Source organism: Caballeronia sp. AZ10_KS36 (genome assembly GCF_023631105.1).
Lineage (GTDB): Bacteria > Pseudomonadota > Gammaproteobacteria > Burkholderiales > Burkholderiaceae > Caballeronia.
Window position 1 is genome coordinate 41,026 of sequence record NZ_JALQDQ010000020.1, and the last position, 25,718, is coordinate 66,743.

24 protein-coding genes are annotated in these 25,718 nt (G+C 64.6%); 6 read left to right on the forward strand and 18 right to left on the reverse strand.

Annotation, left to right across the window (positions count from 1 at the left end):
* The first annotated feature begins 148 nt into the window (after positions 1–148).
* Positions 149–526 (forward strand): glycine zipper domain-containing protein, encoded by a 378-nt coding sequence (locus NCR35_RS13920; RefSeq protein WP_250534800.1) that lies wholly within the window; start codon positions 149–151, stop codon positions 524–526.
* 15 nt (positions 527–541) lie between these two features.
* Here NCR35_RS13920 and ugpQ read toward each other — a convergent pair whose 3' ends face one another.
* From ugpQ to pilM, 12 genes are all read right to left on the reverse strand, one after another.
* Positions 542–1,288 carry a glycerophosphodiester phosphodiesterase gene (gene ugpQ, locus NCR35_RS13925; RefSeq protein WP_250534801.1) on the reverse strand — a complete coding sequence of 249 codons (747 nt, stop codon included), beginning with the start codon at positions 1,286–1,288 and terminating at the stop codon, positions 542–544.
* Positions 1,289–1,299: 11 nt separating this feature from the next.
* Positions 1,300–2,385 (reverse strand): sn-glycerol-3-phosphate import ATP-binding protein UgpC, encoded by a 1,086-nt coding sequence (locus NCR35_RS13930; protein WP_250534802.1) that lies wholly within the window; start codon positions 2,383–2,385, stop codon positions 1,300–1,302.
* Between the two features lie 18 nt (positions 2,386–2,403).
* Positions 2,404–3,249, reverse strand: a complete 846-nt coding sequence (ugpE, locus tag NCR35_RS13935) for a sn-glycerol-3-phosphate ABC transporter permease UgpE (protein WP_250534803.1) — start codon at positions 3,247–3,249, stop codon at positions 2,404–2,406.
* The gene (ugpA, locus tag NCR35_RS13940) at positions 3,246–4,130 is read right to left on the reverse strand and encodes a sn-glycerol-3-phosphate ABC transporter permease UgpA (RefSeq protein ID WP_250534804.1); all 885 of its coding nucleotides are present in this window, start codon (positions 4,128–4,130) and stop codon (positions 3,246–3,248) included. Before ugpA ends, ugpE begins: the two co-directional genes overlap by 4 nt.
* 60 nt (positions 4,131–4,190) lie before the next feature.
* Positions 4,191–5,516, reverse strand: a complete 1,326-nt coding sequence (gene ugpB / locus NCR35_RS13945) for a sn-glycerol-3-phosphate ABC transporter substrate-binding protein UgpB (protein WP_250534805.1) — start codon at positions 5,514–5,516, stop codon at positions 4,191–4,193.
* A 47-nt stretch (positions 5,517–5,563) separates the two neighbouring features.
* Positions 5,564–6,802 carry a deoxyguanosinetriphosphate triphosphohydrolase gene (locus tag NCR35_RS13950; protein WP_250534806.1) on the reverse strand — a complete coding sequence of 413 codons (1,239 nt, stop codon included), beginning with the start codon at positions 6,800–6,802 and terminating at the stop codon, positions 5,564–5,566.
* A gap of 29 nt (positions 6,803–6,831) precedes the next feature.
* Complete coding sequence (gene aroB / locus NCR35_RS13955; RefSeq protein WP_250534807.1) at positions 6,832–7,929, reverse strand: 3-dehydroquinate synthase; 1,098 nt, start codon at positions 7,927–7,929, stop codon at positions 6,832–6,834.
* Positions 7,929–8,435 (reverse strand): shikimate kinase, encoded by a 507-nt coding sequence (locus tag NCR35_RS13960; protein ID WP_370650675.1) that lies wholly within the window; start codon positions 8,433–8,435, stop codon positions 7,929–7,931. Before NCR35_RS13960 ends, aroB begins: the two co-directional genes overlap by 1 nt.
* A 161-nt stretch (positions 8,436–8,596) precedes the next feature.
* Positions 8,597–10,093, reverse strand: a complete 1,497-nt coding sequence (locus tag NCR35_RS13965) for a type IV pilus secretin PilQ (protein WP_250534828.1) — start codon at positions 10,091–10,093, stop codon at positions 8,597–8,599.
* Between the two features lie 26 nt (positions 10,094–10,119).
* Positions 10,120–10,992 (reverse strand): hypothetical protein, encoded by an 873-nt coding sequence (locus NCR35_RS13970; RefSeq protein ID WP_250534808.1) that lies wholly within the window; start codon positions 10,990–10,992, stop codon positions 10,120–10,122.
* Positions 10,989–11,666: a PilN family protein gene (locus NCR35_RS13975; RefSeq protein WP_250534809.1), complete on the reverse strand. Its 678-nt coding sequence runs from the start codon at positions 11,664–11,666 to the stop codon at positions 10,989–10,991. Before NCR35_RS13975 ends, NCR35_RS13970 begins: the two co-directional genes overlap by 4 nt.
* The gene (pilM, locus tag NCR35_RS13980) at positions 11,663–12,661 is read right to left on the reverse strand and encodes a pilus assembly protein PilM (protein WP_250534810.1); all 999 of its coding nucleotides are present in this window, start codon (positions 12,659–12,661) and stop codon (positions 11,663–11,665) included. Before pilM ends, NCR35_RS13975 begins: the two co-directional genes overlap by 4 nt.
* 251 nt (positions 12,662–12,912) lie before the next feature.
* Between pilM and NCR35_RS13985 the strand changes: the two genes are divergently transcribed.
* A complete protein-coding gene (locus NCR35_RS13985) occupies positions 12,913–15,324 on the forward strand; it encodes a penicillin-binding protein 1A (RefSeq protein WP_250534811.1) in 2,412 nt (803 codons plus the stop codon).
* A 21-nt stretch (positions 15,325–15,345) separates the two neighbouring features.
* Here NCR35_RS13985 and cyaY read toward each other — a convergent pair whose 3' ends face one another.
* Positions 15,346–15,663, reverse strand: a complete 318-nt coding sequence (gene cyaY, locus NCR35_RS13990; RefSeq protein WP_244847379.1) for an iron donor protein CyaY — start codon at positions 15,661–15,663, stop codon at positions 15,346–15,348.
* A 35-nt stretch (positions 15,664–15,698) separates the two neighbouring features.
* Between cyaY and lptM the strand changes: the two genes are divergently transcribed.
* Positions 15,699–16,031, forward strand: coding sequence for an LPS translocon maturation chaperone LptM (gene lptM / locus NCR35_RS13995; protein ID WP_250534812.1), 333 nt, complete (start codon positions 15,699–15,701; stop codon positions 16,029–16,031).
* A gap of 45 nt (positions 16,032–16,076) precedes the next feature.
* Positions 16,077–17,339 carry a diaminopimelate decarboxylase gene (gene lysA, locus NCR35_RS14000; RefSeq protein ID WP_250534813.1) on the forward strand — a complete coding sequence of 421 codons (1,263 nt, stop codon included), beginning with the start codon at positions 16,077–16,079 and terminating at the stop codon, positions 17,337–17,339.
* A 49-nt stretch (positions 17,340–17,388) separates the two neighbouring features.
* On the opposite strand, the gene msrQ is transcribed toward lysA, so the two are convergent.
* The 5 genes from msrQ to NCR35_RS14025 all read right to left on the reverse strand — a co-directional run bounded on the left by msrQ (position 17,389) and on the right by NCR35_RS14025 (position 23,466).
* Positions 17,389–18,057, reverse strand: coding sequence for a protein-methionine-sulfoxide reductase heme-binding subunit MsrQ (gene msrQ / locus NCR35_RS14005; RefSeq protein ID WP_250534814.1), 669 nt, complete (start codon positions 18,055–18,057; stop codon positions 17,389–17,391).
* A 2-nt stretch (positions 18,058–18,059) separates the two neighbouring features.
* On the reverse strand, positions 18,060–19,049 hold the full coding sequence (gene msrP, locus NCR35_RS14010; RefSeq protein ID WP_250534815.1) for a protein-methionine-sulfoxide reductase catalytic subunit MsrP: 990 nt from the start codon (positions 19,047–19,049) through the stop codon (positions 18,060–18,062).
* A gap of 128 nt (positions 19,050–19,177) precedes the next feature.
* A complete protein-coding gene (gene ccsB / locus NCR35_RS14015; RefSeq protein ID WP_250534816.1) occupies positions 19,178–20,380 on the reverse strand; it encodes a c-type cytochrome biogenesis protein CcsB in 1,203 nt (400 codons plus the stop codon).
* Positions 20,381–20,384: 4 nt separating this feature from the next.
* Positions 20,385–22,628: a cytochrome c biogenesis protein ResB gene (locus NCR35_RS14020; RefSeq protein WP_250534818.1), complete on the reverse strand. Its 2,244-nt coding sequence runs from the start codon at positions 22,626–22,628 to the stop codon at positions 20,385–20,387.
* Between the two features lie 175 nt (positions 22,629–22,803).
* Positions 22,804–23,466, reverse strand: a complete 663-nt coding sequence (locus NCR35_RS14025) for a c-type cytochrome (protein ID WP_244847386.1) — start codon at positions 23,464–23,466, stop codon at positions 22,804–22,806.
* 307 nt (positions 23,467–23,773) lie between these two features.
* Here NCR35_RS14025 and yihA point away from each other — a divergent pair, with 307 nt between their 5' ends.
* Together yihA and hemB are read left to right on the forward strand one after the other, a co-directional pair.
* Positions 23,774–24,427 (forward strand): ribosome biogenesis GTP-binding protein YihA/YsxC, encoded by a 654-nt coding sequence (gene yihA / locus NCR35_RS14030; RefSeq protein WP_250534819.1) that lies wholly within the window; start codon positions 23,774–23,776, stop codon positions 24,425–24,427.
* 260 nt (positions 24,428–24,687) lie between these two features.
* Complete coding sequence (gene hemB, locus NCR35_RS14035) at positions 24,688–25,686, forward strand: porphobilinogen synthase (protein WP_250534820.1); 999 nt, start codon at positions 24,688–24,690, stop codon at positions 25,684–25,686.
* The last annotated feature ends 32 nt before the right edge of the window (positions 25,687–25,718 follow it).

Here is a 25,718-nt window from a genome sequence, read left to right on the forward strand (position 1 = left end):
CTTACGCGGCGGCGCATGCCATGCAGTAATTACGGGTCGACGGCCTGTGCATCGCGCGGTGACACCGGCATTCAATTTGCTCTAAGGCACTTTCCGCCGCGAAAGCGGAGTGTCATCCATCCACGATTCATCCATCGACGGAGCGATCATGAACGCACTGCCTAACACGCGAGACGCCATCGGAGATTCATGGAACAGCACGAGCCGCCGCGCACGCCGCATGGCGCGCCACGGCCGCGAGGCTGCGCAAGATATCGGCACTGAACTGCGCGCGCTGCTTTCCGAACTCGAAGAGACCTTGAGCGAAGGCGCTTCTGCCGATGCCGCCAGGCTGCGCGCGAGCATCAGTGACCAGGTGGACGCGGCCCGCGCCCGTCTGAACGACTCCCAAGCGGCAGTGCGCGAGCGCGCCGCCGCGGTCATGGACGACGCCGACGCCTACTTGCGCGACAGGCCGTGGCGAACCATCGCGCTGGTTGGCGGTCTCGCGTTGCTCGCGGGCGTGCTGCTGGCGCGCGCCCGCTGACGGCTTTCTCCCCGGCTAGCTGTCCAGAAAGTCCGCGCCGATGATGTCGATGCGGTCCGTACAGATCGCATCGACGCCCCATCGCGCGAGCAGGCGCGCCCGCTCCGGATCGTTCACCGTGTAGGCGAGCACGCGCAGGCCCGCGTCGCGGATGTCGCGCACGAGCGTTTCGTCGAGCGAACGGTGGTCCGCATGCAGCGAGACGCACGCGAGCGCCGCGGTCTGCTCGCGCCAGTCCGCCGGCACGCGCTCGTACAACATGCCGCGCGGCAGATCGGGCGCGGCGTCGCGAGCGGCTTCGAGCGCCTCGAACGAAAACGACGACAGCAGCGGCGCGGGCTCCGCGCCATTCCAAAGACGCGCCGTCTCACGCGCGACGAGTTCACCTGTTTCGACTTCGCGCCCCGGACACGGCTTGATCTCCACGTTCGCCGCGAGATTCAGCGACGCGCATAGCTCGCGCACTTCCGCGAGCGTCGGCATGTGCGCGCCGGCGAAATCCTCGCTGAACCACGACCCGGCGTCGAGCGCGCGCAGTTGCGCATAGGGCATCGACTTCGCCGCGCCGTGGCCGTTGGACGTGCGGTCCACGTCGTCGTCATGCAACAGGAACACGACGTTGTCCGCCGACAGCTTCGCATCGAATTCGATCATCTTCAGGCCGAGACGCGCGCCCGTCCGGATGCCTTCGAGCGTGTTCTCCGGCGCGAGCTTGCCGCCGCCGCGATGGGCGACGATAGAGGGATACGGCCAGGTTCTCATCGCGATTCCCCTCAATTCGCCCGCAATCCGGTAGCCGGATCGAAGAAGTGCAGTTGCCGCGCCGGCACCGAAACCAGCAGCTTTTCGCCCCGCTGCGGCCGATGCGCATGCGGCAAGCGCGCCGCCACGTCATGCTTGCCCCACTTGCCATGCGCGAGGTTGTCCGCGCCGAGCAATTCGGCCGAATCGACGTCGAGCGTGGCGCTGGCCGTTTCGATATAGCCGGGCGTCATGTGTTCCGGGCGGATGCCCATGATCCACTCGCGCCCGCACATCTCGCGCGTCAATCCCTGCGCGCCCGCAACCGGCAGCTTCGGTCCGCCGCGCGCTACTTCGAACACCGAACCATCTTCCGACAAGCGGCCTTCGAGCAGATTCATAGCCGGCGAACCGATGAAGCTCGCGACGAACACCGACGCGGGACGCTCGTACACTTCGGTCGGCGCGCCGATCTGCTCCGCGCGGCCCTTGTTCATCACGATGACGCGCTGCGCGAGCGTCATGGCTTCGATCTGGTCGTGCGTCACATACAGACTCGTGGTGGCGAGACGCGCATGCAGGCGCTGGATTTCGAGGCGCATTTGCACGCGCAGCTTGGCGTCGAGATTCGAGAGCGGCTCGTCGAAGAGAAAGACCGCCGGCTCGCGAACGATCGCGCGCCCCATTGCCACGCGCTGACGTTGCCCGCCCGACAACTCGCGCGGCTTGCGTGAGAGCAGGTGTTCGAGTTCGAGGATACGCGCGGCATTCGCGACGCGGCTCTCGATGGTCGCGCGGTCCGCGCCACCGATCTTGAGCGCATACGCCATATTCTGCGCCACGCTCATGTGCGGATAAAGTGCGTAATTCTGAAAGACCATCGCGATATCGCGATCCTTCGGCTCCAGCTTGTTCACCACGCGCCCGCCGATCTCGATCGTGCCTTCCGACACGCTTTCGAGACCCGCGACCATGCGCAGAAGCGTCGACTTGCCACAGCCCGAAGGCCCGACCATCACGACGAACTCGCCGTCGTTCACCGCCACGTCGATGCCATGCAGTACGTACTGCTTGCCGTCGTAAGTCTTCTTGACGCCCTGGAGTGTCAGTGCAGCCATTGAACCCGGTTCTCCTTATTATTTTTCCGCATCGACGAGGCCGCGCACGAACCACCGCTGCATCGTCAACACGACCGCGAGCGGCGGCAGCATGGCGAGCAGCGTCGCGCTCATGACGAGATGCCATTCGGTCGCCGTATCGCCCGAGGCGATCATGCTCTTGATGCCGACCACCGCCGTTTGCAGCGACTGCTCGTTGGTGATGAGAATGGGCCAGAGATACTGGTTCCACCCATAGATGAACGTGATGACGAACAGCGCCGCAATGTTCGTCTTCGAAAGCGGCAGCACCACGTCCCAGAAAAAGCGCAGCGGCCCCGCGCCGTCGATGCGCGCCGCTTCCATCAGTTCGTCGGGCAGCGTCATGAAGAACTGGCGGAACAGGAACGTAGCCGTAGCCGACGCAATGAGCGGCAGCGTGAGGCCTGCATACGTGTTGGCGAGATGCATCGACGAAACGACCTGCACCGTCGGAAAGATGCGCACTTCGACCGGCAGCATCAGCGTGACGAAGATCAGCCAGAACGCGAGGTTCTTCAACGGAAAGCGGAAGAACACGATGGCGTACGCCGAAATGATGGACACCGCGATCTTGCCGATGGAGATGACGAGCGCCATCACGAGACTGTTGACGAGCATGCGTCCGAACGGCGCGGCGGCGTTGCCGCTGCCGTGCGTCCAGATGTGCGCGACGTTTTCGAACAGATGCGTGCTCGGGACGAGCGAAAGCGGCACGGTGAAGACTTCCTTCGCGCTCATCGAGGCCGCGCAGAACGCGACGTAGACCGGAAAGACGATCAGCGCGACGCCGAGTATCAGCACCGCATGACAGAAGATATCGAAGCCGCGGCGATTCTCGATCATGAATATTGCACCCTGCGTTCGACGAAACGGAACTGCACGATGGTGAGCGCCACGACGATCACCATCAGCACGACGGACTGCGCGCCCGAACTCCCGATGTCGAGGCCCTGAAACCCTTCCGCGAAGATCTTGTAGATGAGCGTCTTCGTCGATTGCGCGGGACCGCCGCCCGTTGCGGCGTCGATGACGGGGAACGTATCGAAGAACGCGTAGACCAGATTGACGACGAGCAGGAAGAACGTCGTCGGCGAAAGCAGCGGCAAGGCAATGCCGAAGAAACGTCGCACGGGACCGGCGCCGTCGATGGCGGCGGCTTCGATCAGCGATTGCGGAATCGCCTGAAGCCCGGCGTAGAAGAACAGGAAGTTGTAGCTGACCTGCTTCCATACGGACGCGAGCACGACGAGAAACATGGCCTGCGTGCCATTGAGCGCGTGATTCCAGACGATGCCCTCTTTGGCGAGCGCATACGTCACGAGCCCGATGCTCGGATTGAACAGAAACGACCACAGCACAGCAGCGATGGCCGGCGCGACCGCATACGGCCAGATGAGCAGCGTTTGATACGCCTTCGCGCCGCGCGTCACGCGATCCGCGCAGGCTGCGAGCACGAGCGATATCACGAGGCCCGACACGGTGACGAGCGCGCAGAAAATCATCGTCGTACTGAACGACGAAAGATAGAGCGGGTCCGCGAAAAGCTGCCTGAAGTTCGCGAACCCGACGAATTCGCTCGATGTGCCGAATGCGTCCTGACTTTGCGTGGCCTGCCAGAGCGCCTCGCCCGCCGGCCACAGAAAGAAGAGCGCCGTGATGGCGAGCTGCGGCGCGACCAGCAGATACGGCAAGACGCTCGTGTCGAAACGAGACCGTTTTTCCATTGACATGTCCTTCAAGCGCGCCCGCGCGAGTCGCGGGCGCTTGAGCGTCGCGCGTCTCGTTCAGCCGCCGCTTTTCTCGAAGCGGCGCAGAAGTTCGTCGCCGCGCTGCACGGAAGAATCGAGCGCCTGCTGCGGCGTCTTCTTGCCGGCCCAGACTTGCTCCAGTTCCTCATCGACGACCGTGCGGATCTGCGGCATGTTGCCGAGGCGCAAGCCCTTCGTATAGGCAAGCGGCGGCTTGTTCAACATCTGCTTGATGGCGATGTCCGCGCCGGGGTTCTTGTCGTAGAAGCCCTGCTTCTGCGTGAGTTCGTAGGCAGCCGTCGTCACCGGCAGATAACCCGTGTCCTGATGCCACTTCGCCGCGACCTTCGGCGACGAAAGATACGCGAGGAACTTCGCGACGCCCTTGTACACCGCCGGGTCCTTGCCCGAGAGCACCCAAAGACTCGCGCCGCCGATGATCGCGTTCTGCGGCGCGCCCTTCACGCTGGCGTCGTACGGCATCATGCCGACGCCGTACTCGAACTTCGCGTACTTCTGGATGGTCGCGCGCGATCCCGACGAATTCGTGATGATCCCGCAATCGCCGCTATAGAACTTCGAGACCGGCTCGTCCTTGCGGCCGACATAGGTGAAGGTGCCGTCCTTCGCCATGTTCTGAAGGAACTGGATGTGCGCGACCTGCAGCGGCTTGTTGAATTCGAGCGTGGCGTCGAGGCCATCGAAGCCGTTGTTCTTGGATGCGAACGGCGCGGCGTGCCACGCGCTGTAGTTCTCGAGATGAATCCAGCTCTGCCAGCCGGACGAATACCCGCACGAGTAGCCCGCGGCCTTCAGCTTTTTCGCATCGGCTTCGACATCGGCCCAGGTCTTCGGCGGCTGGTTCGGATCGAGGCCCGCCTTCTTGAACGCGTCCTTGTTGTAGTAGAGGACCGGCGTGGAACTGTTGAACGGCATCGAGATGAGATGCCCGGTCTTGGCGTCGCTGTAATAGCCGGAGATGGTCGGTACGAACGCTTTCTCGTCGAGCGGCACGCCCGCCTGCTTGAAGACGTCGTAGACCGGCAGCACGGCCTTCTTCGCTTGCATCATCGTGGCGGTGCCGACTTCATAGACTTGCAGGATCGCGGGCGCGTTGCCGCTGCGATACGCCGCGATGCCCGCCGCGAGCGTCTGGTCATACGTGCCCTTGAACACCGGCACGATCTTGTAGTCGCTCTGCGATGCATTGAAGTCGTTGGCGATGTCGTTCACGCGCTCGCCGAGGGCGGCTTCCATCGCGTGCCAGAACTGGATTTCCGTCGCGGCCTGAGCCGCCGTGCTAGCGCCGAAAGCCAGAATGGCCGCGGCCGAGAGGGAACGGAACGAGAGCATGCATCGCATCGATTGAGTCTCCGGTTGTCGAACGTCTGCGCGTCAAACGCGCGATGTTAGTTGTTGTCGATGACAAACAGGCGTTGATACTCTTTCAGCGCGTACCGATCCGTCATGCCCGCGATGTAATGCGCGATGAGCCGCGCCTGCGTGCTGTTGTGACTGGGCGCGGCCGGATCGTTCGCCGACTCCTCCGCTGCCGCAATACGCGCCTGATACGCCGGCGGCAGAAGGCGCGGATCGTCGGTGAAGGCGTCGAAGAGACCGGTCACGACGCGCTTTGCCTTATTGGCCATGCGCATGACGCGGTAGTGCCGGTACAGGTTCTTGAACAGGAAACGCTTCAGCGTGGCGGCTTGCGCGGCGACTTCCTCGCTATGGGCGACGAGCGGCGGGGCATTGCGCACGTCGTCGAGCGACGCGGGCGCGGCGCGCGCGAGATTGCGGCTGGTGGCTTCGATCAGATCGACAATCAGCGTGTTGATGATCCGCCGAATGGTCTCGTGAATGAGCCTGCGCCCTTCGATGGCGGGAAACTCCGCGCGAGCCGCTTCGAAATGCGTGTGCCACAAGCTCACTTCCGCCAGCTGGTCGAGCGTGATGAGGCCGGAGCGCAGGCCGTCGTCCACGTCGTGATTGTTGTACGCGATTTCATCGGCGACATTCGCGATCTGCGCTTCCAGCGAAGGCTGTTTGCCCGCGAGGAACCGCTCGCCGAGATCGCCGAGTTGCCGCGCATTCTCGCGCGAGCAGTGCTTGAGAATGCCTTCGCGGGTTTCGAAGCACAGGTTCAGGCCATTGAACGCGCCGTAATGCTCTTCGAGCTGATCGACGACCGCGAGGCTCTGCAGATTGTGTTCGAAGCCGCCATGACCGCGCATGCATTCGTTGAGCGCGTCCTGGCCGGCGTGACCGAACGGCGTATGACCGAGATCGTGCGCGAGCGAAATGGCTTCGACCAAATCTTCGTTGAGCCGCAGATTGCGCGCGACCGACCGCGCGATTTGCGCGACCTCCAGACTATGCGTGAGACGCGTGCGAAAGAGGTCGCCTTCGTGATTGACGAAGACCTGCGTTTTGTATTCGAGCCGGCGAAACGCGGTCGAATGCACGATACGGTCGCGGTCGCGCTGAAACTCCGTGCGGGCGGCGGGCGGCGGCTCCGCATGCCGGCGCCCGCGCGACAACGCCGACCGCGCCGCGTAAGGCGCGAGATGCGCTTCGAGCGCAAGCGACGAAGGCACTCCAAATCCAGCTTCTGTTTCGCTCACCGGCGGCTCCGCTTCGTCGTGCATCGTCGTGGTCCCGGCTGATGCCCGATTGATCAGACGCTGGCAGCGAGCGTCTCGCGCACGGCCTGATCGGGCGCGCCGGTAATTTCCGTCGCGCCGAAGCGGGTCAGCAGAATGAATTTGATCTCGCCGGCTTCGGCTTTCTTGTCGACCTTCATGAGATCGATGTAGCGGTCGTCGCCGAGCTTCGGCGCGCGGACGGGCAGCTTCGCCGCTTCGATCACGCGCACGAGCCGCTTGCGCGCGGCATCGTCTAGCCTGCCGAGGCGCACGGAGAGATCCGCTGCCATGACCATGCCGCAGCCGACGGCCTCGCCGTGCAGCCATTCGCCGTAGCCGAGGCCGGCTTCGATGGCGTGGCCGAACGTGTGACCGAAATTGAGGATGGCGCGCTGTCCGCCCTCGCGCTCGTCCGACGCCACCACCGACGCCTTGATCTCGCACGACCGCTTGACCGCGTGCGCGAGCGCCCGCTCGTCGCGGCCGTTAAAAGCGCCGATGTTCGCTTCGATCCACTCGAAGAATTCGGCATCGGCGATTGCGCCCGTCTTGATGACTTCCGCGATGCCCGCCGCCAGTTCGCGCTCAGGCAGCGTGTGCAGCGCGCCGATATCCGCGATGACCGCCTGCGGCTGATAGAACGCGCCGATCATGTTCTTGCCGAGCGGATGGTTGATGCCGGTCTTGCCGCCGACCGACGAATCCACCTGCGCGAGCAGCGTGGTCGGCACCTGGATGAACGGCACGCCGCGCATGTAGCACGCCGCCGCGAAGCCGGTCATGTCGCCGACGACGCCGCCGCCCAACGCGATCAGCGTGGTCTTGCGATCGGCGCGGTTCGACAGCAGCGCGTCGAAGACGGTGTTGAGCGTTTCCCAGTTCTTGTGCGCTTCGCCGTCGGGCAGCACGACGGTCGTCACCGTCTTGCCGAGCGGTTCCAGCGCGGCGCGCAAGGTGTCGCCGTAGAGCGGATCGACCGTGGAATTGCTGACGATGGCGACCGACGAACCCTTGATATGCGGCGCGAAAAGCTCGGTGCGGCCGATCAGACCCGCGCCGATATGAATGGGATAGGCGCGCTCGCCCAGTTCGACGTTGACGGTGATCGTTGGGGTAATCATGGCGGACATTATGACTCAGCCGACTTGATGACGCCGGCCACCTCCAGTTGCATCAGGACCATGTTGACGAGCGCGTTGACGGTCGGGCGGCCGGTTTCCACGACGAAGTGCGCGCACTCGTGATAGAGCGGGTCGCGTGTTCGGAACAGCGTTTCCAGCTTGCCGCGCGGGTCGTCTGTCTGCAGAAGCGGCCGGTTCTTGTCGCGGCGCGTGCGCTGCCAGAGATCGTGCGGATTGGCGCGCAGATAGATGACGATGCCGCGATTCTTCAGATGTTCCCGGTTCTCGGGGCGCAGCACCGCGCCGCCGCCCGTTGCGAGCACGATGCCGCTCTTCTGCGACAACTCGTCGATGACATTGACTTCGCGCTGACGAAACCCGCTCTCGCCTTCCAGTTCCCAGATCACCGGAATACGCGCGCCCGTGCGCGCCTCGATTTCCAGGTCCGAGTCGATGAAATCGCGCTGCAAACGGCGCGCAACCGCGCGGCCCACGGTGGTTTTACCCGCCCCCATGAGTCCGACGAAGAAAATGTTCGCGTTCGCGTGCCCTTCCTGCAACGTCAATCCTTTACGGTATCGAATTTGTTCGTGCGGCAGCTTAAGGGCAAACCGCCCGCTTTGTCGAGTCGCGCCCGCCGCGCCGATTTGCCCCGCACCCGGCCATCGGCGAGCCCTTATCCGTCCGACGCAATCACATGCGGCGTGATCAGGATGACGAGCTCGCTGTGCGCCCTGCGTCGCGCGTCGTGACGGAAAAGCCAGCCGATGAGCGGCAGCCTCATCAGCCCCGGCACGCCAGTCACGTCCTCGCGGTCATCGTCCGAATAGATGCCGCCGATCGCCACGGTGCCGCCGTCCTCCACTTCGACGCGCGTCTGCACGTGCTTCGTATTGATGGCGGGCCCGGACACCGTCTGTTCGCCGACGCTGTCCTTCGCCACATCCAGATCCAGCACGACATGACCGTGCGGCGTGATCTGCGGCTCGACCTCCAGTTTGAGCGCAGCGCGCCGAAACTGCACGCCGGAGACGCCGTTGCCGACTTTCGCCTGATACGGCAGCTCCGTGCCCTGCTCGACGATGGCCTTCGCGCGGTCCGCCGTCACGACGCGCGGCCGCGACACCACCTGCCCGCGCCCTTCGGCTTCCAGCGCGCTCAGCTGGATATCCAGCAGCCGCGTGGCTTGCGCGGCGAAGAGCGTGAGGCCCGCCGTGGCCGCGTCGAAGCCATTGAGAGGCTGCGCCGACAGATCGTATACCACGCCGTCCTTGCCGCCCGCGATGCCGCGCGCCGCGTCGCCCGTCGGCGCGACCCCAAGTTTCACGCCGAGATTGCGCGACAACCCGGTCTCGCCCTCGACGATCCGCGCTTCGATCATGACCTGCGGCGTCGGCTTGTCGATCGAGGCGATCAGATCGGCGATCTGCTGCACGCGTGCGTCGAGGTCGGTGACGAAGAGCAGGTTGGTGCGGGCATCTGCCATCGCGGAACCGCGCTTGGACAGCACGCGCTGCGTGCCGGAGCCGGTGAGCAGCTTGCGAACGTCTTCGGCGCGCGGATAGCGCAGCAGGAATGTGCGGCTCGCGAGCGGTTCGAGATCGGCGGCGCGCGCATGCGCTTCGTATCGCAGCTTTTCGCGGGCGGCGAGTTCGGCGAGCGGCGCGACCCAGATCACGTTGCCGTGCTGCTCCATGGCAAGCCCGTTGACGTCGAGGAGCGTGTCGAACGCGCGCCGCCACGGCACCGCGGCCAAATTGATCGACACCTGACCGCGCACCTTCTCGCTTGCGATGATGTTGAGCCCGGTGAAACGCGCGAAGCTCTGCAGCGCGGCGCTCAGGTCTGCGTTCTTGAGGTCGAGCGTGATCGGCTTTCCGTCGTCGGCGGCGGGACGTGCATTATCCGATGCGCTCAGCCGTTGCCGCTTCGGCAGCGGCACGGGCGGGCCTTCGAGCGGCTCGTCGGCGCTCGCGGCGGGCTGTGCAGCCGGTGACGGCGACGCTGCGGTCGGAGGGGGCGCCGTTAGCGCCGGCACGCTCGTATCGATGGCGAACTGGTCGGTCGGCAAGGTATCGAACGATGCGGGCAGAGGCGGCAACGGCGCAATAGGCGCATCGCCGCTCTCGGCCGCGCTCGCCGCGCCCGCGATCACCAGCAAAGCGACGCCCATCGAGCGGAGGATCGAAACGGCCGCGCTCACTTGCCATCCTCCGCGAAGGTCAGCGTGCGGAGCGCGCCTTCGCCGCTCACGAGTTCGATGACGCGCGGCTGCACGCGCGCGAGCCGCTCATCGCCGATTGTCTGGCCCGGCACGACATGCTCGACGCTCTTGGCGGTCTTGGCGCTCTGCACGAGCGCCATCGCGCGATGCCGTCCGACGAGCGTGCCGACGAGCAGCATGCCCGCGCCTCGCGAGGAACCGGCGGCACTCTCCTTTGCAAACGGATCGACGACGAACGCGTCCATGCGCGGCGGCTCCGCGAGCGGCACGGCGGGCAGCGTGTCATGGATGCGCAGCGTCGCGTCGACGGTCAGCGCGCCCGCCTGCCGCCGGATGTGCACGGCCTCGGGCACGACCAGGCGCGGCAGTCCGGAAAGCGCTTCCAGAAAGCGTCGGATCTCGGGGAACGAGCCCTCCGCTCGAAACGTCAGCAAGCGTTCGGAGGGCGCCGGCGTTGGTTTCGGCGTGCCGCTTTTCAACGCCTGCGGATCGATCTCGCTCACGCGCAGGCCATTCTGCGCGGCGAGCGCGGCGACGGCGTGCAGCGCATCGCCGGCGGTCCAGTTTTCGGGCTTCATTGCGCTGGCCGCCACGCGCGTTCGCAGATCGGGCAGTTCGGCAGCCACGCGCCCTGCGTCGTCCAGCTTGCGCTGCGTCGCGGCGAGCGCGGCGCGGCTCGCATCGCGCTGACTCAAGCCGGCGTTCCGCCAGCCTTGCAAAGCCAGCGCGAACACGACGAATGCGAGCGCCACCGCAGTGATCGCGGTCCTGCGTTTCGACCATTGGTCGAGCGGCTGAAGGATCGGCTGGCGCAGCCGCGTGGGGAAATTCATGCTGATCGTGCTCATCGGATTCTCCTCGTGATCGACGCTTTCGTGCTCGCCGGTATCGGCTTGCCTGCCGCCGGCGCGTAGCGCACGAGCGCCGTGAACTCGTAACGGTCGGCGGCGGGCGTAACGGGCGCGGCGGGCGCAACGGGCGCGACGGCTTCGCGCCTGCCCGGCGACACTGTTTCGGCGCGTCGTTTCATCTCCACGACTTCCACCGATTGCTCGCCGCGCAGCCCTTCCAGACGCTTGAGCCAGCGCGCCGCCGTCTGCGAATCGGGTGCAAGCGCGGCCAGTTCCACTTCTTCCGCGCGTTGCGAGACGCGTTGCAGCGCGACTTCGCTCGAAGCCGGCCCGTCGGCGAGCGCATCGAGAAGCGCGAGAAAGCGATCGCGCGGGGCGGCGAGCGGCTGCGCGGCCTCGCGCGCGCGACGCCGTTCGCCTTCGACGCGCAGCAGGCGGGCGTGCTCGTCGATTTGCGCGCTCGATGCACGCAGCGTCGCTTCGAGCGCGATGCGCCGTTCGTCCAGACGCGCCCGCTCGAACGCGTCCCAGCCGACGACGCCGCCGACCGCCGCGCATCCCGCGAGTCCTGCGGCGGCGAGAATCGCGATCCGCTGACGCCGCAACGAGCGACGTTTCAGCGCTCGATGAGGAAGCAGGTTGAAACCTTCGACAATCGCGGCGCTCGTCATTGCAGCACCTCGCGCAGCGCGAGCCCGAAGGCCACCGCGAAGATGGGCGAATGTTTCAGCGCGCCCGCGATCTCGGATGCGCCGTGGCAATACGGCGCGGACTCGAACGGCAGCGCCGGGCAGCCGAAGACCTCGGTCAACGCCTCAAGCGAAAGCCCGGCCTGTTTCAGCAAATGCTCTCGGCCGCCCACGAAGATGCCGCCAAGCGGCGCCGCGCCCGCCAGATCGCGCAGCGCGTCCCAGGCGCTGCCGTACTCCGGCGCGGGATAGAGCGCGTCGCGCTCGACGTCGCCCGCGTTGACGAGCCAACCGTGCAAGCCCGCGCCTTCGAGCCAGCACGCCACGTAGCGCGCCTCGGCACCCAGCTCCGTTTTGCCGGAATGGCGCATCGCGCGCAGCGCCGCGGCGGGCTCGCCGTCGATGGCGCACAGCGCGATGCCCGCCGCAGCCGCCGTTTCCACGCGTGCTTCGACGTGCTGACGCGCCGTCGCCGAAATGGCGACGTCCGGCTGGCCGCCCTCGCGCGATCGCACCGACCAGTCGACCGCCAGCGCGCTGCGCTCGATGCCCGACACGCGCTCGGCTTCGGCGAGCACCGCGGGTTCCAGCAGTCCGCACGGGTCCGCGCCGAGCGTCGCCATGTCGGCCTCGCGCGTTTCGATCAGGCGCGCGAGCGGCACGCGCGTGGTGTGCGTGGCGGACGCCGGCAATCCCATGGCGCAGCGCAGCGCCCGCCACGCGCCGTTCTGCGGCAGGCGCGCGACCACATCGCGCAGCGCGGCGACGACGGCGGCGCGATCGATGAAATCGCTGCCCACCACCGCGCCCGGCGCGAGCGGCACCGTATCCAGATGTTCGACGCACACCGTCGAGTCGCGTCTCAGGCGCCGGCTCAACACGGCGATGCGCACCGCGTCCTCGCTCACGTCGATGCCCGCCGCGAACCGGCGCGTGACCGTCAGCATCGTGCCGCGCAGGGCGTTCTCGTTTGTCATGACCACTCCTTCTCTCACTCGCGCGCCGAACCGTTCGTGCGCTTGCAGTGAAGGAATTGTCGGGACGGCGGCGCACGGCGAACATTCGGCCGAATGGCTAACGCGAGCGGTGGCAGGATGTTTTGCCGGGCTATCGCGGGTATCGTTGGAGGTGGAAAAGCCAGCGCGACGCATCGGTCAGGTGTCTGGAGTCGCTAGGAAAAACCCGAAACCCGGACGGCTATAATCGCGGGACTGTTTTTGGTGGTGCTATGCAATCCTCTTCCCCGACCAATCCGCCTGCCACGCCGCCCGAACGGCCCAAGAAGGCATCACGCCCCTGGTACACACGGCTGTTTCTCGGTTTTCTCGTCAGCGTTTTCGCGTTGATCGTCTGTGCTGGACTGGTGCTGGGCTATGCGCTCGTCGTCGCGATGCCGAATCTGCCGTCGCTCGAAGCACTCACCGACTATCGTCCGAAGGTGCCGCTGCGCATCTATACGGCGGATCACGTGCTGATCGGCGAATTCGGCGAAGAGCGCCGCAGCGTCGTGCGCATTCGGGACGTGCCCGACCATCTGAAGAAGGCGGTGCTCGCCATCGAGGACGCGCGTTTCTATGACCACGGCGGCGTCGATCTGACGGGCATCCTGCGCGCCGGCAGCGTCGCGCTGACGAACGGCCACGCGTCGCAGGGCGCGAGCACGATCACCATGCAGGTCGCGCGCAACTTCTTCCTGTCGAGCGAAAAGACCTATACGCGCAAGATTTATGAAATGCTGCTCGCGTACAAGATCGAGCGCGCGCTGACGAAAGATCAGATTCTCGAGGTGTATATGAATCAGATCTATCTCGGGCAGCGCGCGTACGGTTTCGCGAGCGCGGCGCGCGTCTACTTTGGCAAGGATCTCAAGGACATCACGCTCGCGGAAGCCGCCATGCTCGCCGGTCTGCCGAAAGCGCCGTCGGCGTATAACCCGGTGGTCAATCCGAAACGCGCGAAAGTGCGCCAGGAGTACATCCTTCAGCGCATGCGCGAACTCGGCTTCATCAGCGAAGACGAGTACGAAAAAGCGGCCAAGCAGCCGCTCGTCGTGAAGGGCCAGGGGCGAGAATTCAGCGTGCACGCCGAATACGTCGCGGAGATGGTGCGCCAGATGATGTACGCGCAGTATCGCGAGGAAGCATACACGCGCGGCCTCAACGTCGTGACGACGATCGATTCCGCCGATCAGGACGCCGCGTATCGCGCCGTGCGCAAGGGCTTGATGGACTACGAACGGCGTCACGGCTATCGCGGGCCGGAAGGTTTCATCGATCTGCCGTCGAACGCGGATGACCGCGAACAGGCTATCGACGACGCGCTCGCCGAGCATCCGGACAACGGCGAGATCGTCGCGGCCGTGGTCACGGCGGCGAGCACGAAGGAAGTGAAGGCGAGCTTCATCGACGGCAACGTGGCCACCGTGAGCGGCAGCAATCTGCGCTTCGTCGCGAACGCGCTTTCGCCGCGCGCGCAGCCGAACCAGCGCATTCGTCCGGGCGCCATCGTGCGGCTCGTGAAGAACGACGACGGCGACTGGACCATCACGCAACTGCCGCAAGTGGAAGGCGCGCTCATTTCGATGGTGCCGCAGGACGGCGCGATTCGCGCGCTCGTCGGCGGGTTCGACTTCAACAAGAACAAGTTCAACCACGTCACGCAGGCATGGCGTCAGCCGGGGTCGAGCTTCAAGCCGTTCATCTACTCGGCGTCGCTGGAGAAGGGTTTGTCGCCGGCGACGATCATCAACGACGGACCGCTCTTTTTCAGCGCCGCGGAAACCGGCGGCCAGGCGTGGGAGCCGAAGAACTACGGCGGCGGCTTCGACGGCCCGATGACCATGCGCACCGCCCTGCAGAAGTCGAAGAACATGGTGTCGATCCGCATTCTGAACACCATCGGCACGAAGTACGGGCAGCAGTACATCACGCGCTTCGGCTTCGACGCCGACCGCCATCCCGCCTATCTGCCGATGGCGCTCGGCGCGGGTCTCGTCACACCGCTGCAAATGGCGGCGGGCTACGCGGTGTTCGCGAACGGCGGGTATCGCGTGAATCCGTATCTGATCGCCGATATCACCGATCCGTACGGCGCGGTCGTGTCGCATCCGCAACCGCTCGTCGCGCAGCAGACCGCGCCGCTCGCCATCACGCCGCGCAACGCGTATGTGATGAACAGCCTGCTGCAAAGCGTCGCGCAGCACGGCACGGCCGCGAAGACGAATCAGCTCAAGCGCAGCGATCTGGCCGGCAAGACCGGCACGACGAACGATTCGCGCGACGCCTGGTTCGCCGGCTACCAGCGTTCGCTCGTGGCGATCGCGTGGGTCGGCTACGACAACCCGCGCAGCCTCGGCGACAAGGAAACCGGCGGCGGGCTCGCGCTGCCGGTCTGGATGGACTACATGAGCCGCGCGCTGCAAGGCGTGCCCGAGTACAAGCCGTTGATGCCGCCCGATGTGAAATCGCTCGGCGGCGAGTTGTACTACGACGACATGACGCCGGGCCACGGCTTCATCGCGACTATCGGCGTCAGTCAGGCGCCGCCGCAGGAAGGCGGCGTGTCGGGCGTGACCGCGCCCGCGCCGGATGTCGGCGAGCAGGAAAAGCAGGACATCATGAATCTGTTCAAGGGGCAATGAGCGTTGCGCGCCCCGCGCCGGTCACGCTTTGAAGCTGACCGGCTCGCCTGCCTGCGCAGTGGAATGCTGCGAGAGCGCCGCGAAAAACTCGCTGTTGTCGCGGGTATCGCGCCATTGACCGTCGACGTACTTGTAGTGGAATCCGCCCGCCTTCGCCGCGAGCCAGATCTCGTGTTTCGGCGGCTGAAGGTTCACGATCACCTTCGTCCGGTTCTCGAATTCGAGCGTCAACACGTTGCCGCTTCGCTCGAATTCGATGTCGGCTTCGGCCTCGTCGACGGACCGCTCGATCGCCGTCAGCACGGCCTCCGCCAAGGTCAGGTATTCCTGGTCTGTCATGCTAAACTCCATCGATTCTATGTACAGGGACGGTCATGCGAGCTGTTTTCAGGATGAGCGCGATTGTAGCGGCTGTCAGCGTTTGTGCCGCGACCACGCTCACGCTCGGCGGTTGCGGGCAACGCGGTCCGCTTTATCTCCCCGTCGTGCCTCCCATGCCGCAGCGCCCTGAGAACCTTCAGGATACGCCGCCTTCCGACGTGACTCCGAGCGACGAAACCGCGTCGCGCGCCGGCAAGACCGGAACCAACGCGGCGGGCGACGTGCCCGACACGTCCGGCGAACCGCTTTCGCTCGCTCCCGAGACCGACCTGAAATCGACGCCCGCGACGCCCACAGCGCCGAAAGCCGCGTCGTCGGGCGAGTGACCGGCAAGCTCTTCGCGCACCGCGCATCTTCCATTCCAAGCACGCATGAGTGATTCCGCATTCCATTATGTCGACGGCGTGCTGCACGCCGAAGGCGTTTCCGCCGCGTCGCTCGCGCAGCAGTTCGGCACGCCGCTCTACGTCTATTCACGCGATGCGCTGACGCGCGCCTATCGCGCTTACGCCGATGCGTGCGCCGGACGCCGCGCGGTCGTGCATGTCGCCGTGAAGGCCAACAGCAATCTCGCGGTGCTCAACGTGTTCGCGCGCATGGGCGCGGGCTTCGACATCGTCTCGTCGGGCGAACTGGCGCGCGTGCTCGCGGCGGGCGGCAAGGCGGAGAACACGGTGTTTTCGGGCGTCGGGAAGTCGGCGGCGGAGATGCGCGAGGCGCTGGAAGCGGGCGTCAAGTGCTTTAACGTCGAATCGATTCCCGAGTTGCACGCGCTCAACGAAGTCGCCAAGTCGCTCGGCAAGCGCGCGCCGGTTTCGCTGCGCGTGAACCCGGACGTGGACGCGAAGACGCATCCGTACATTTCCACGGGCCTCAAGTCGAACAAGTTCGGCGTGGCGTTCAGCGACGCGCGCGCGACGTATCGCGAAGCGCACGCGATGGCGAATCTCGACGTGGTCGGGATCGACTGCCATATCGGGTCGCAGATCACCGAGATCAGCCCGTATCTCGACGCGCTCGACAAGCTGCTCGATCTCGTCGAGCAGATCGAGGCGGACGGCATGTCCATTCGTCACGTGGACGTCGGCGGCGGTCTCGGCATCACTTACGACGACGAGACGCCGCCCGATATCGGCGATTTCGTCCGCGCGCTGCTCGCGCACATCGAAAAGCGCGGCCACGGTCAGCGCGAAGTGTATTTCGAGCCGGGGCGCTCGCTCGTCGGCAATGCAGGCGTGCTGCTTACGCGCGTCGAATACCTGAAGCCGGGGGAAGAGAAGAGCTTCGCCATTGTCGATGCCGCCATGAACGACCTCGCGCGCCCCGCGATGTACGAGGCGTTTCATCGCATCGTGCCGGTCGTGAAGCGCGACGCGCCCGCGCACAAGTACGACGTGGTCGGCCCCGTCTGCGAAAGCGGCGACTGGCTCGGGCGCGATCGGGATCTGGCTGTCGAGCCGGGCGACTTGCTCGCCATCTGCTCGGCCGGCGCGTACGGCTTCGTGATGAGTTCGAACTACAACACGCGCCCGCGCGCCGCCGAAATCATGGTCGACGGCGAGCGCGCCCGCCTCGTGCGCCAACGCGAAGACGTGCGGCAGTTGTTCGCCGGAGAGTCGATCCTGCCGGACTGACGCTCGCTCGAACGCAGACCGAAAAAGCGATGCCGAGGCATCGCTTTTTTTATGCGCGCGTCGCGGCTTTCGACTTCAGCCACACAACGAGACGCCAGCCGAGCAACGCAATCACGATCGCGCCGTAGATCTTCGGCAGTATCAGATCGTGCTTGCCCGCCTTCATCCACCAGAAATGCAGGATGGCGAGCGCGGCGATGAGATAGATCGCGCGATGCAGTGTCTGCCAGCGTCGGCCGAGCTTGCGCACCATCGCCTTGGGCGACGTGACGGCGAGCGGAATCAGCAACACGAACGCCGCAAAGCCGACCGTGATGAACGGCCGCTTGCCGATGTCCTTCAGAATCTCCGCGATGTCGAACCACTTGTCGAACCAGAAGTACGTCGTGAAGTGCAGCGCGGCGTAAAAGAACGCATACAGCCCGATCATGCGGCGAAAGCGCACGAGCGCGGTCACGCCGGTCAGGCGTCGGGCGGGCGTGATGGCGAGCGTGATGCACAGGAACACGAGCGTCCAGAGCCCGGTCGAGCGCGTGATGAATTCGGTCGGGTTCGCGCCGAGTCCGCCATGCACGCCGGTCACGCCGAGCAGCACGATGCGCGCAAGCGGATACAGCGCGGCAATGAACACGACGACCTTGGCAGGCACGATCCAGCGCGGCCCCGCCTGCACGCGCGGCCGCGGCTGCGCCGTCTTGATATCGGTTGCGGTCGGCATGTTCAGAAGTTCTTCTTGAGGTCCATGCCCTGATACAGCGACGCGACCTGATCGCCGTAGCCGTTGAACATCAGCGTCTTGCGTTTCGGCGTGAAGAATCCGTCCTCGCCGATGCGCCGCTCCGTCGCCTGACTCCAGCGCGGGTGGTCCACGTTCGGATTCACGTTCGAATAGAAGCCGTATTCGCTCGGCGCGTAAGTGTTCCAGCTCGTCGGCGGCTGCTTTTCCACGAAGCGGATCTTGACCAGCGACTTAGCACTCTTGAAGCCGTACTTCCACGGCACCACGATACGCACCGGCGCGCCATTCTGGTTCGGCAGCACTTCGCCGTAAAGGCCGACGGTCAGGAGCGTGAGCGGATTCATCGCTTCATCCATGCGCAGGCCTTCGGAATACGGCCAGTCGAGGATCGGCGTGGACAGGCCCGGCATCTGCGAACGGTCCGCGAGCGTGACGAACTGCACGTACTTCGCGTTGCCCGTCGGCTCCGCGCGCTTGATCAACTCGGACAGCGACACGCCGATCCACGGAATGACCATCGACCAGCCTTCGACGCATCGCAGCCGATAAATGCGCTCTTCCAGCGGCGCGAGCTTCAGAATCTCGTCGATGTCGTAGACCTTCGGATTCTTGATCTCGCCTTCCACCGACACTTTCCACGGCCGCGGACGCAGCGTGCCCGCGTGCTCGGCCGGATCGCCCTTGTCGGTGCCGAACTCGTAGAAGTTGTTGTACGTGGTGACGTCTTTGAGCGGCGTCGGCTTGTCTAGCGCGACGAACTTCGAATTGGTCTTCGCGGCGAGCTTCTGACCCTTCGCATCGGGCGAAGTCAGCGTCGCGTGTGCGAGACCGCTCGCGCCTGCGAGCCCCGTTGCCGCGAGCGCGCCCAACGAGCGCAGCGCGCGGCGGCGGTTTTCGAACACGTCGCGCGGCGTGATCTCGTGACTGGGGATGTCGTCGCCATACAGCGCGCCATTACGTTTGATCCACATGGAGCCGACTCCTTTGCTTTCGCGATACACAGGCAAACAGCAGAACCAGTGCCCGTATTCCACGCCGAAACGAAAAAAAACCGCCAGCGCGACGCATGGCGGTTTCTCCTTTTTCTATGCCGGCCGGCTCACAGCTTGCCGTAACTGTGCAAGCCCGACAGGAACATGTTGACGCCGAGGAACGCGAACGTCGTCACGACCAGACCCGTAAGCGCCCACCACGCCGCCGCCGCGCCGCGCAGGCCCTTCATCAGCCGCATGTGCAGCCACGCCGCGTAATTCAGCCAGACGATCAGCGCCCACGTTTCCTTCGGGTCCCAGCTCCAGTAGCCGCCCCACGCTTCCGCCGCCCAGAGCGCGCCGAGAATGGTCGCGATGGTGAAGAACGCGAAGCCCACCGCGATCGACTTGTACATGACGTCATCGAGCACTTCGAGCGACGGCAGACGGTCCGCCAGCACGCCGCGCTGCTTGGCGAGATACGCGACCGACACCATCGCGGAGAGCGCGAAGCTGCCGTAACCGATGAAGTTCGCCGGCACGTGGATCTTCATCCACCAGCTTTGCAGCGCGGGAACGAGCGGCTGAATCTGCTGCGCGTCGCGCGCAATCGAGTACCACATCAGAAAGCCGACGGCCGCGCTGATCACGAGCAGAACGAACGCGCCCATTTGCCGCGTCGCGTAATGCTGCTCGTAGTAGAGATAGAACAGCGACGTGATCAGACAGAACAGCACGAAGACTTCGTACAGATTCGAAATGGGAATGTGGCCGACGTCGCTGCCGATCATGTACGACTCGTACCAGCGCACCATCAAGCCGGTGAAGCCCATCAGCACCGCGACCCATGTCATGCGCGAGCCGATCGCGCCGCCCGTCTGCGACCGCGTGACGAGTCCGATCCAGTAGAACAGCGTCGCGAGAATGTAGAGCGCGCTCATCCACAGAATCGCGGACTGGCTCGACAGGAAGTACTTGAGGAAGAAATTGGTGTCGGCGCGCGCCAGGTCGTGCTGGTAAAGCTGAATCGACAGCAGCGACATGACCGCCATCAGCGCGATCAGCAAGCGCACCGGCTTCCAGCGCCAGCCGAGCACGACGAACGTCGGCACCGCGCCGATCAGCACGGCCGTATCGTAGACGTCCATGTACGCGTGATAGCGGTTGAGCGCGAAACCCGCGCCCGCGACCATCGCGAGGGCGAACAGCCAGTCGAGCGCGCCGAGCCTGCGGAAGAACGGACGGTCGTCGAACACGGCGACATCGGGAAGGCTCGATGCCGGACGTTCCGTCTTGGCGGAGGCGTGGGAGGAAGTCTGTGTGAGGTCCATGATCTTACCGTGATGAAACTTCCGAGCTCGCGGCCTCGGATTGCGATTGCGGCGCGGCGGACGCCGGCGCATTCTGAGCGGTCGGTGGCGCGGCCGGGTCGATCGGCGAAGCGCCCAGCGCCGCGCCGACCGACGCCCGCGTGCGCTCGAATTCCTTCTCGAAATCCAGCGTCCGGCGTGCGGTGGACATGGCCATCAGCACGCTCGCGCCGCCTTGCCCTGAATTTTTGAGCCAGAACCAGAGCCGGCGTTCACGGACATAGAACATCGAGAAGATGCCGACGACCAGCAGAAGGCTGCCAAGATACACCACTTTTTTACCCGGCGCGCGCGTCAACTGGAATACCGAGGCTTGCACCTGCTTGAACGAATCCAGTTGCAGGAAGACGGGAGAACCGTACAGGAAGCTGTCGGAAAGCGCGTTGATCGACGCCTGAACGAACGCCGTGCTCTTTTCGTCGATCTTCGCGTCCGGCTGGCCGTTCTGCTCGCGCGACATTTGCCAGACGTCCCACATGGCGCCTTCCAGCATGCGCATCAGAAGGCCGGCGGCTTTTTCCTGCTCGCCCTTCGGCACGGATTTGTCGATGAACGCGGCGATGCTCTGGAAACCGCCGTTTATCTGACCATTCGCGCTCGGCGCGCCGTTTGCGTCCGCGCCGGCGAACAGATTCAGCACGCGCAGCGCGCTTTCTTCGAGATGCTTCTGCAACTCGACGTTTTCCTGCGGCACCGAGCGTACGGCGAATCGGTGTGCGGCCGCAGCGCGCGTCGCGGGCGTTTGCAACGCGGCGCGCAGGTCCATCCACTGTTTGACGGAGCCTTGCTCGTCGGCGGGAATGCGCAGATAGCGGAACGGATCGTTCGGGCTCACACGCATGCCGGCGAGAAACATTCGCTGACCGCCGACATCCACCGGCAGCATGTAGTTGCTGTATTCGCGCGCCTGGCCGTCCGTGCCGCGCACCTTGTACTGCACCGACGGGCCGATATTGCGCAGATCCGTCGGCCGCGATGTCTTCGCGCCGGAACCGAGGCGCTCGTCGAACGCGTCGCGCAGCGTTTCCTTCTTGCCGACGCCGCGCGCGTCGGGCGCGCCGCTGCCGTCCGTCATGTTCTCGACGTTGATCGCGCGGAAATCCGTGAATTCCACCGTTTCGCCCTGCGCGCCCGCGAACTGCGACGCGACGGGCGCGGTGCCGCCGATCGTCCCGTTGAACGGCGCGGTCTTGGCGCTGCCGCCGGTCATCGGCCAGGCGGTCATTTCGAGCTTCGAGCCGCCGTCCTGAAAGCTCGATTGGTAAATCGACACGCCGTCATACGTGAACGGCTTGTTCACTTCGACGCGCGCCGGAATGCGCTTGCCCGTCTTGTGATCGATCACGACGATATCGCTCGCGAAGAGCTTCGGCATGCCGGTCGAGTAGTAATCGACGATGAACTTGTCGAGCTGAATGGAAAACGGCAGGTCCTGAATGATCGAGCCGTCCTGCTGATTCAGAATGGCCGTGCCGACGTACTGCCCTTCCGGCACCCACGCGTAGCCGCGAAACGTCGGATTCGACGTGGAAAGGCGATGCTCGGCGGGAATGTCGTTGATGACCGCGTTCGTGGCGACCGGCGTCTTGTTGAAGAGCCACATTTGCAGCTTGATCGGCAGATTGCTGTCCAGCAGCCCGCCAATGCAGATCACGACGATCGCGAGGTGCGCCGAGATATAGCCGAGCTTCGTGAGCGCGCCGCGCTTGCCGGCGATCAGCGTCGCGCCGGTGTCGGTCTCGCGCCGGACGAAGCGGTAGCCCATCTTCGTGCTGAGGCGTTCGAGCGTCGCGGCGGTCCGCGCGCGATCCGCGCCGACCACGAACTCGCCCTTGTGATGGAACGCGCGCAGGCTGCCTTCATGCACGCGATCCTTCCAGTTCTTGATATCCGCGATCATCTTCGGGCCATTGCGCACCACGCACAGCGACACCGAAATCACTAGGAACACGAGAATCAGCATGAACCACCACGCGCTGTACACGTTGTAGAGGCTCAGGCCGCGGAAGATGTCCGCCCAGAACGGGCCGAACTGGTTGACGTAGTTGGGATACGGGTCTTCCTGCGTCAGCACCGTGCCGATGATGCTCGCAATTGCCAGCACGACCAGTAAGGCGATGGCAAAGCGCATCGAACTCACGAGCTCGACGAAATGCTTGATGGCGCGACGGCTCGACTTCGACTGCAATCCCGATGTGGTGATGCTCATTCAAACTCCGGCTGACAGCAAAAAAGGGTGGAGACGTAAGCGGTCTGACCGACCGACGTCCCACCCTTTTTCTTGTTTTCGCGCCCGCCTCTGTGGGCCGGCTTCGTGCGTAGTATGGGCGATTCCCCGCGTTCTTGCTCTTAGCCGGAAACCGCTGGACGCTCTCGTGCTGCGTTTAATGCAATCCGGCGACGTAATCCGCTACCGCTTTCATTTCCGCTTCGTTCAGGCGCGACGCGATGGCGTGCATCGGTTCGCTGTTGTTGCGCGTGCCTTGGGCGAAGGCATTGAGCTGCGCGACGGTGTAATCGCCCCACTGCCACGACAGCCGCGGATACTGCACCGGAATGCCCATGCCGGTCGCGCCGTGGCACGCCGCGCACGCCGGCACGCCCTTGTCGGCGATTCCGCCGCGATAGATCTTCTGGCCGAGCGCGACGTCGGTCTTGTCGCGGGCGTAGTTCGGCTTGGTCTGCTGAGACGCGAAGTACGCCGCCACGTTCACCATGTCCTGATCCGACAGCGCCCCGGCAATGCCCGTCATGATCGGATTGTTGCGCGCCGGCCCCTTTGCGCCCGGCTGCGTCTTGTAATCCTTCAACTGCTTGACGATGTAGTCGGCGTGCTGCCCCGCGAGCTTGGGAAACGCGGCGCCGGCGCTGTTGCCGTCCGCCGCGTGACACGCCGCGCAAACCTGGGTCGCGATGGCCTGCCCTCTTGCCGCATCCGGCTTGGCCGGCTTGGCCGCCTCCGCCGCATTCACCGAAACCGATACCGCCAATCCACCGAGAGCCGCCGCTGCCTGAAGCACCACCAGAGACCTGTACAGTCGGTTCATTCGCGTACCCTGTTTTTCGTCTTGTGAGAATGTTAGGTTCTGCAAAAAACGACGGCAGCCGGACAGGGCCGCAAGTACCCGAACGAAAGGCTCAAAAGATGCCCTGAAACTGTCTCGCTCCTTGCTGGGTGACGCCTGCAGCCTGGGTCTTGCGCCCGCGCGGGTCTTTAAAAATCCGTCGTATTGTACAATAACCCGCTACTCGCAAAGACGCCAGTCGGGGCATGCCCAGTATCGCCGGGGTTCTCTAGGCTTCGAGTCGACGCCTCTCTCTCGCGCTCTTTCGCGCTCTTTTGTCCTCCCGCCAATGCCATTTCTGCTCCATCAAGCCCGCTTCTTCACCACGGTCAATCATCTGCGCGATCTGCCGCCGACGCCGCAGCCGGAAATCGCATTCGCGGGTCGCTCGAACGCCGGAAAGTCGACGGCGATCAACGTGCTCTGCAATCAGAAGCGCCTCGCGTTCGCCAGTAAGACGCCGGGGCGCACGCAGCACATCAACTATTTCTCGGTCGGGCCGGAAGCTGCGCCGGTCGGGCATCTCGTCGACTTGCCCGGCTATGGCTACGCTGAAGTGCCCGGCGCGGCGAAGGCGCACTGGCAGCAACTGCTCTCGAGTTACCTTCAGAGCCGCGCGCAACTGCGCGGCATGATCCTGATGATGGATTCGCGCCGTCCGCTGACGGAACTCGACCGCATCATGGTCGACTGGTTCGCGCCGACCGGCAAGCCGATCCACGCGCTCCTCACGAAGTGCGACAAATTGACGCGACAAGAGATGACCAACGCGCTGCGAGCGACGCAAAAGTCGTTCGGCGAATACAAGGCGGCGGGTTATCGCGGAGAGTTGAGCGTGCAGCTGTTCTCGGCGCTCAAGCGCACGGGCCTCGACGAAGCGCACGAATTGATCGAAAGCTGGCTGCTGCCGGCCGAAGCGGCAGCCGAAGACACGGCCGAGTGATCTTCTAGTGGCAGCGAACCTGCGAGCGGGATAAAAAAACCCGCCGCATGACGGCGGGTGAACAGCCTTATCGAATAACGACAGGCACCCGCTCAGGGAGGAGAAGCGGGGAGCGCGGCGCGAGCGCCTTGCTCGCTGGCTATGATATACCATTGTCTCAAAACGCCTCCGAAACGCTCGCCGGCTTGTCCAGCATGGCTTTGAGCCACACAGCGCACGTTTTGGATCTCCTCCTGAAGCACGTCAATCCGAGTCGAGTCATGAGTTTTTATCCGCATCATCGCCCGCGCCGCATGCGCCGCGATGACTTCTCGCGCCGTCTGATGCGCGAGAACATTCTCACCACCAACGACCTCATTTATCCGGTGTTCATCGTCGAAGGCGCGAACGTGCGTCAGGCGGTGCCGTCGATGCCGGGCGTCGAGCGCACATCCGTCGATCTGCTGATGAAGGTCGCGGAGCAATGCGTCGAGCTGGGCGTGCCGGTGATTTCGCTTTTCCCGGCGATCGAGCCGTCGCTCAAGACGCCCGATGGCCGCGAGGCGACGAATCCCGATGGTCTGATTCCGCGTGCTGTGCGCGAACTGAAGAAGAACTTCCCGATGCTCGGCGTGCTGACCGACGTCGCGCTCGACCCGTACACGAGCCACGGTCAGGACGGCGTGCTCGACGAGGAAGGCTACGTCAAGAACGACGAAACCAGCGAGATCCTCGTCGATCAGGCGCGCACGCAGGCGGAAGCGGGCGTGGATATCGTCGCGCCCTCGGACATGATGGACGGGCGTATCGGCGCGATCCGCGAAATGCTGGAAAGCGACGGCCACATTCACACGCGCATCATGGCGTATGCCGCGAAGTACGCGTCGGCGTTCTACGGCCCGTTCCGCGACGCGGTCGGCTCGGCCGCCAATCTCGGCAAGGGCAACAAGATGACGTATCAGATGGACCCGTCGAACTCGGACGAAGCCATGCGCGAAGTGCGCATGGATATCGAGGAAGGCGCGGACATGGTGATGGTCAAGCCGGGCATGCCGTATCTCGATATCGTCTGGCGCGTGAAGGACGAGTTCCGCTTTCCGACGTATGCGTATCAGGTCAGCGGCGAGTACGCGATGATCAAGGCCGCCACGCAGAACGGCTGGCTCGATCACGACAAGGCAATGATGGAATCGCTGCTCGCGTTCAAGCGCGCGGGCGCGGACGGCGTGCTGACATACTTCGCGCTGGACGCCGCGCGAATTCTGCGCGCTTCCAAGTAAGCTCCGCGATCACGCGAGACAAAGGGCGATGC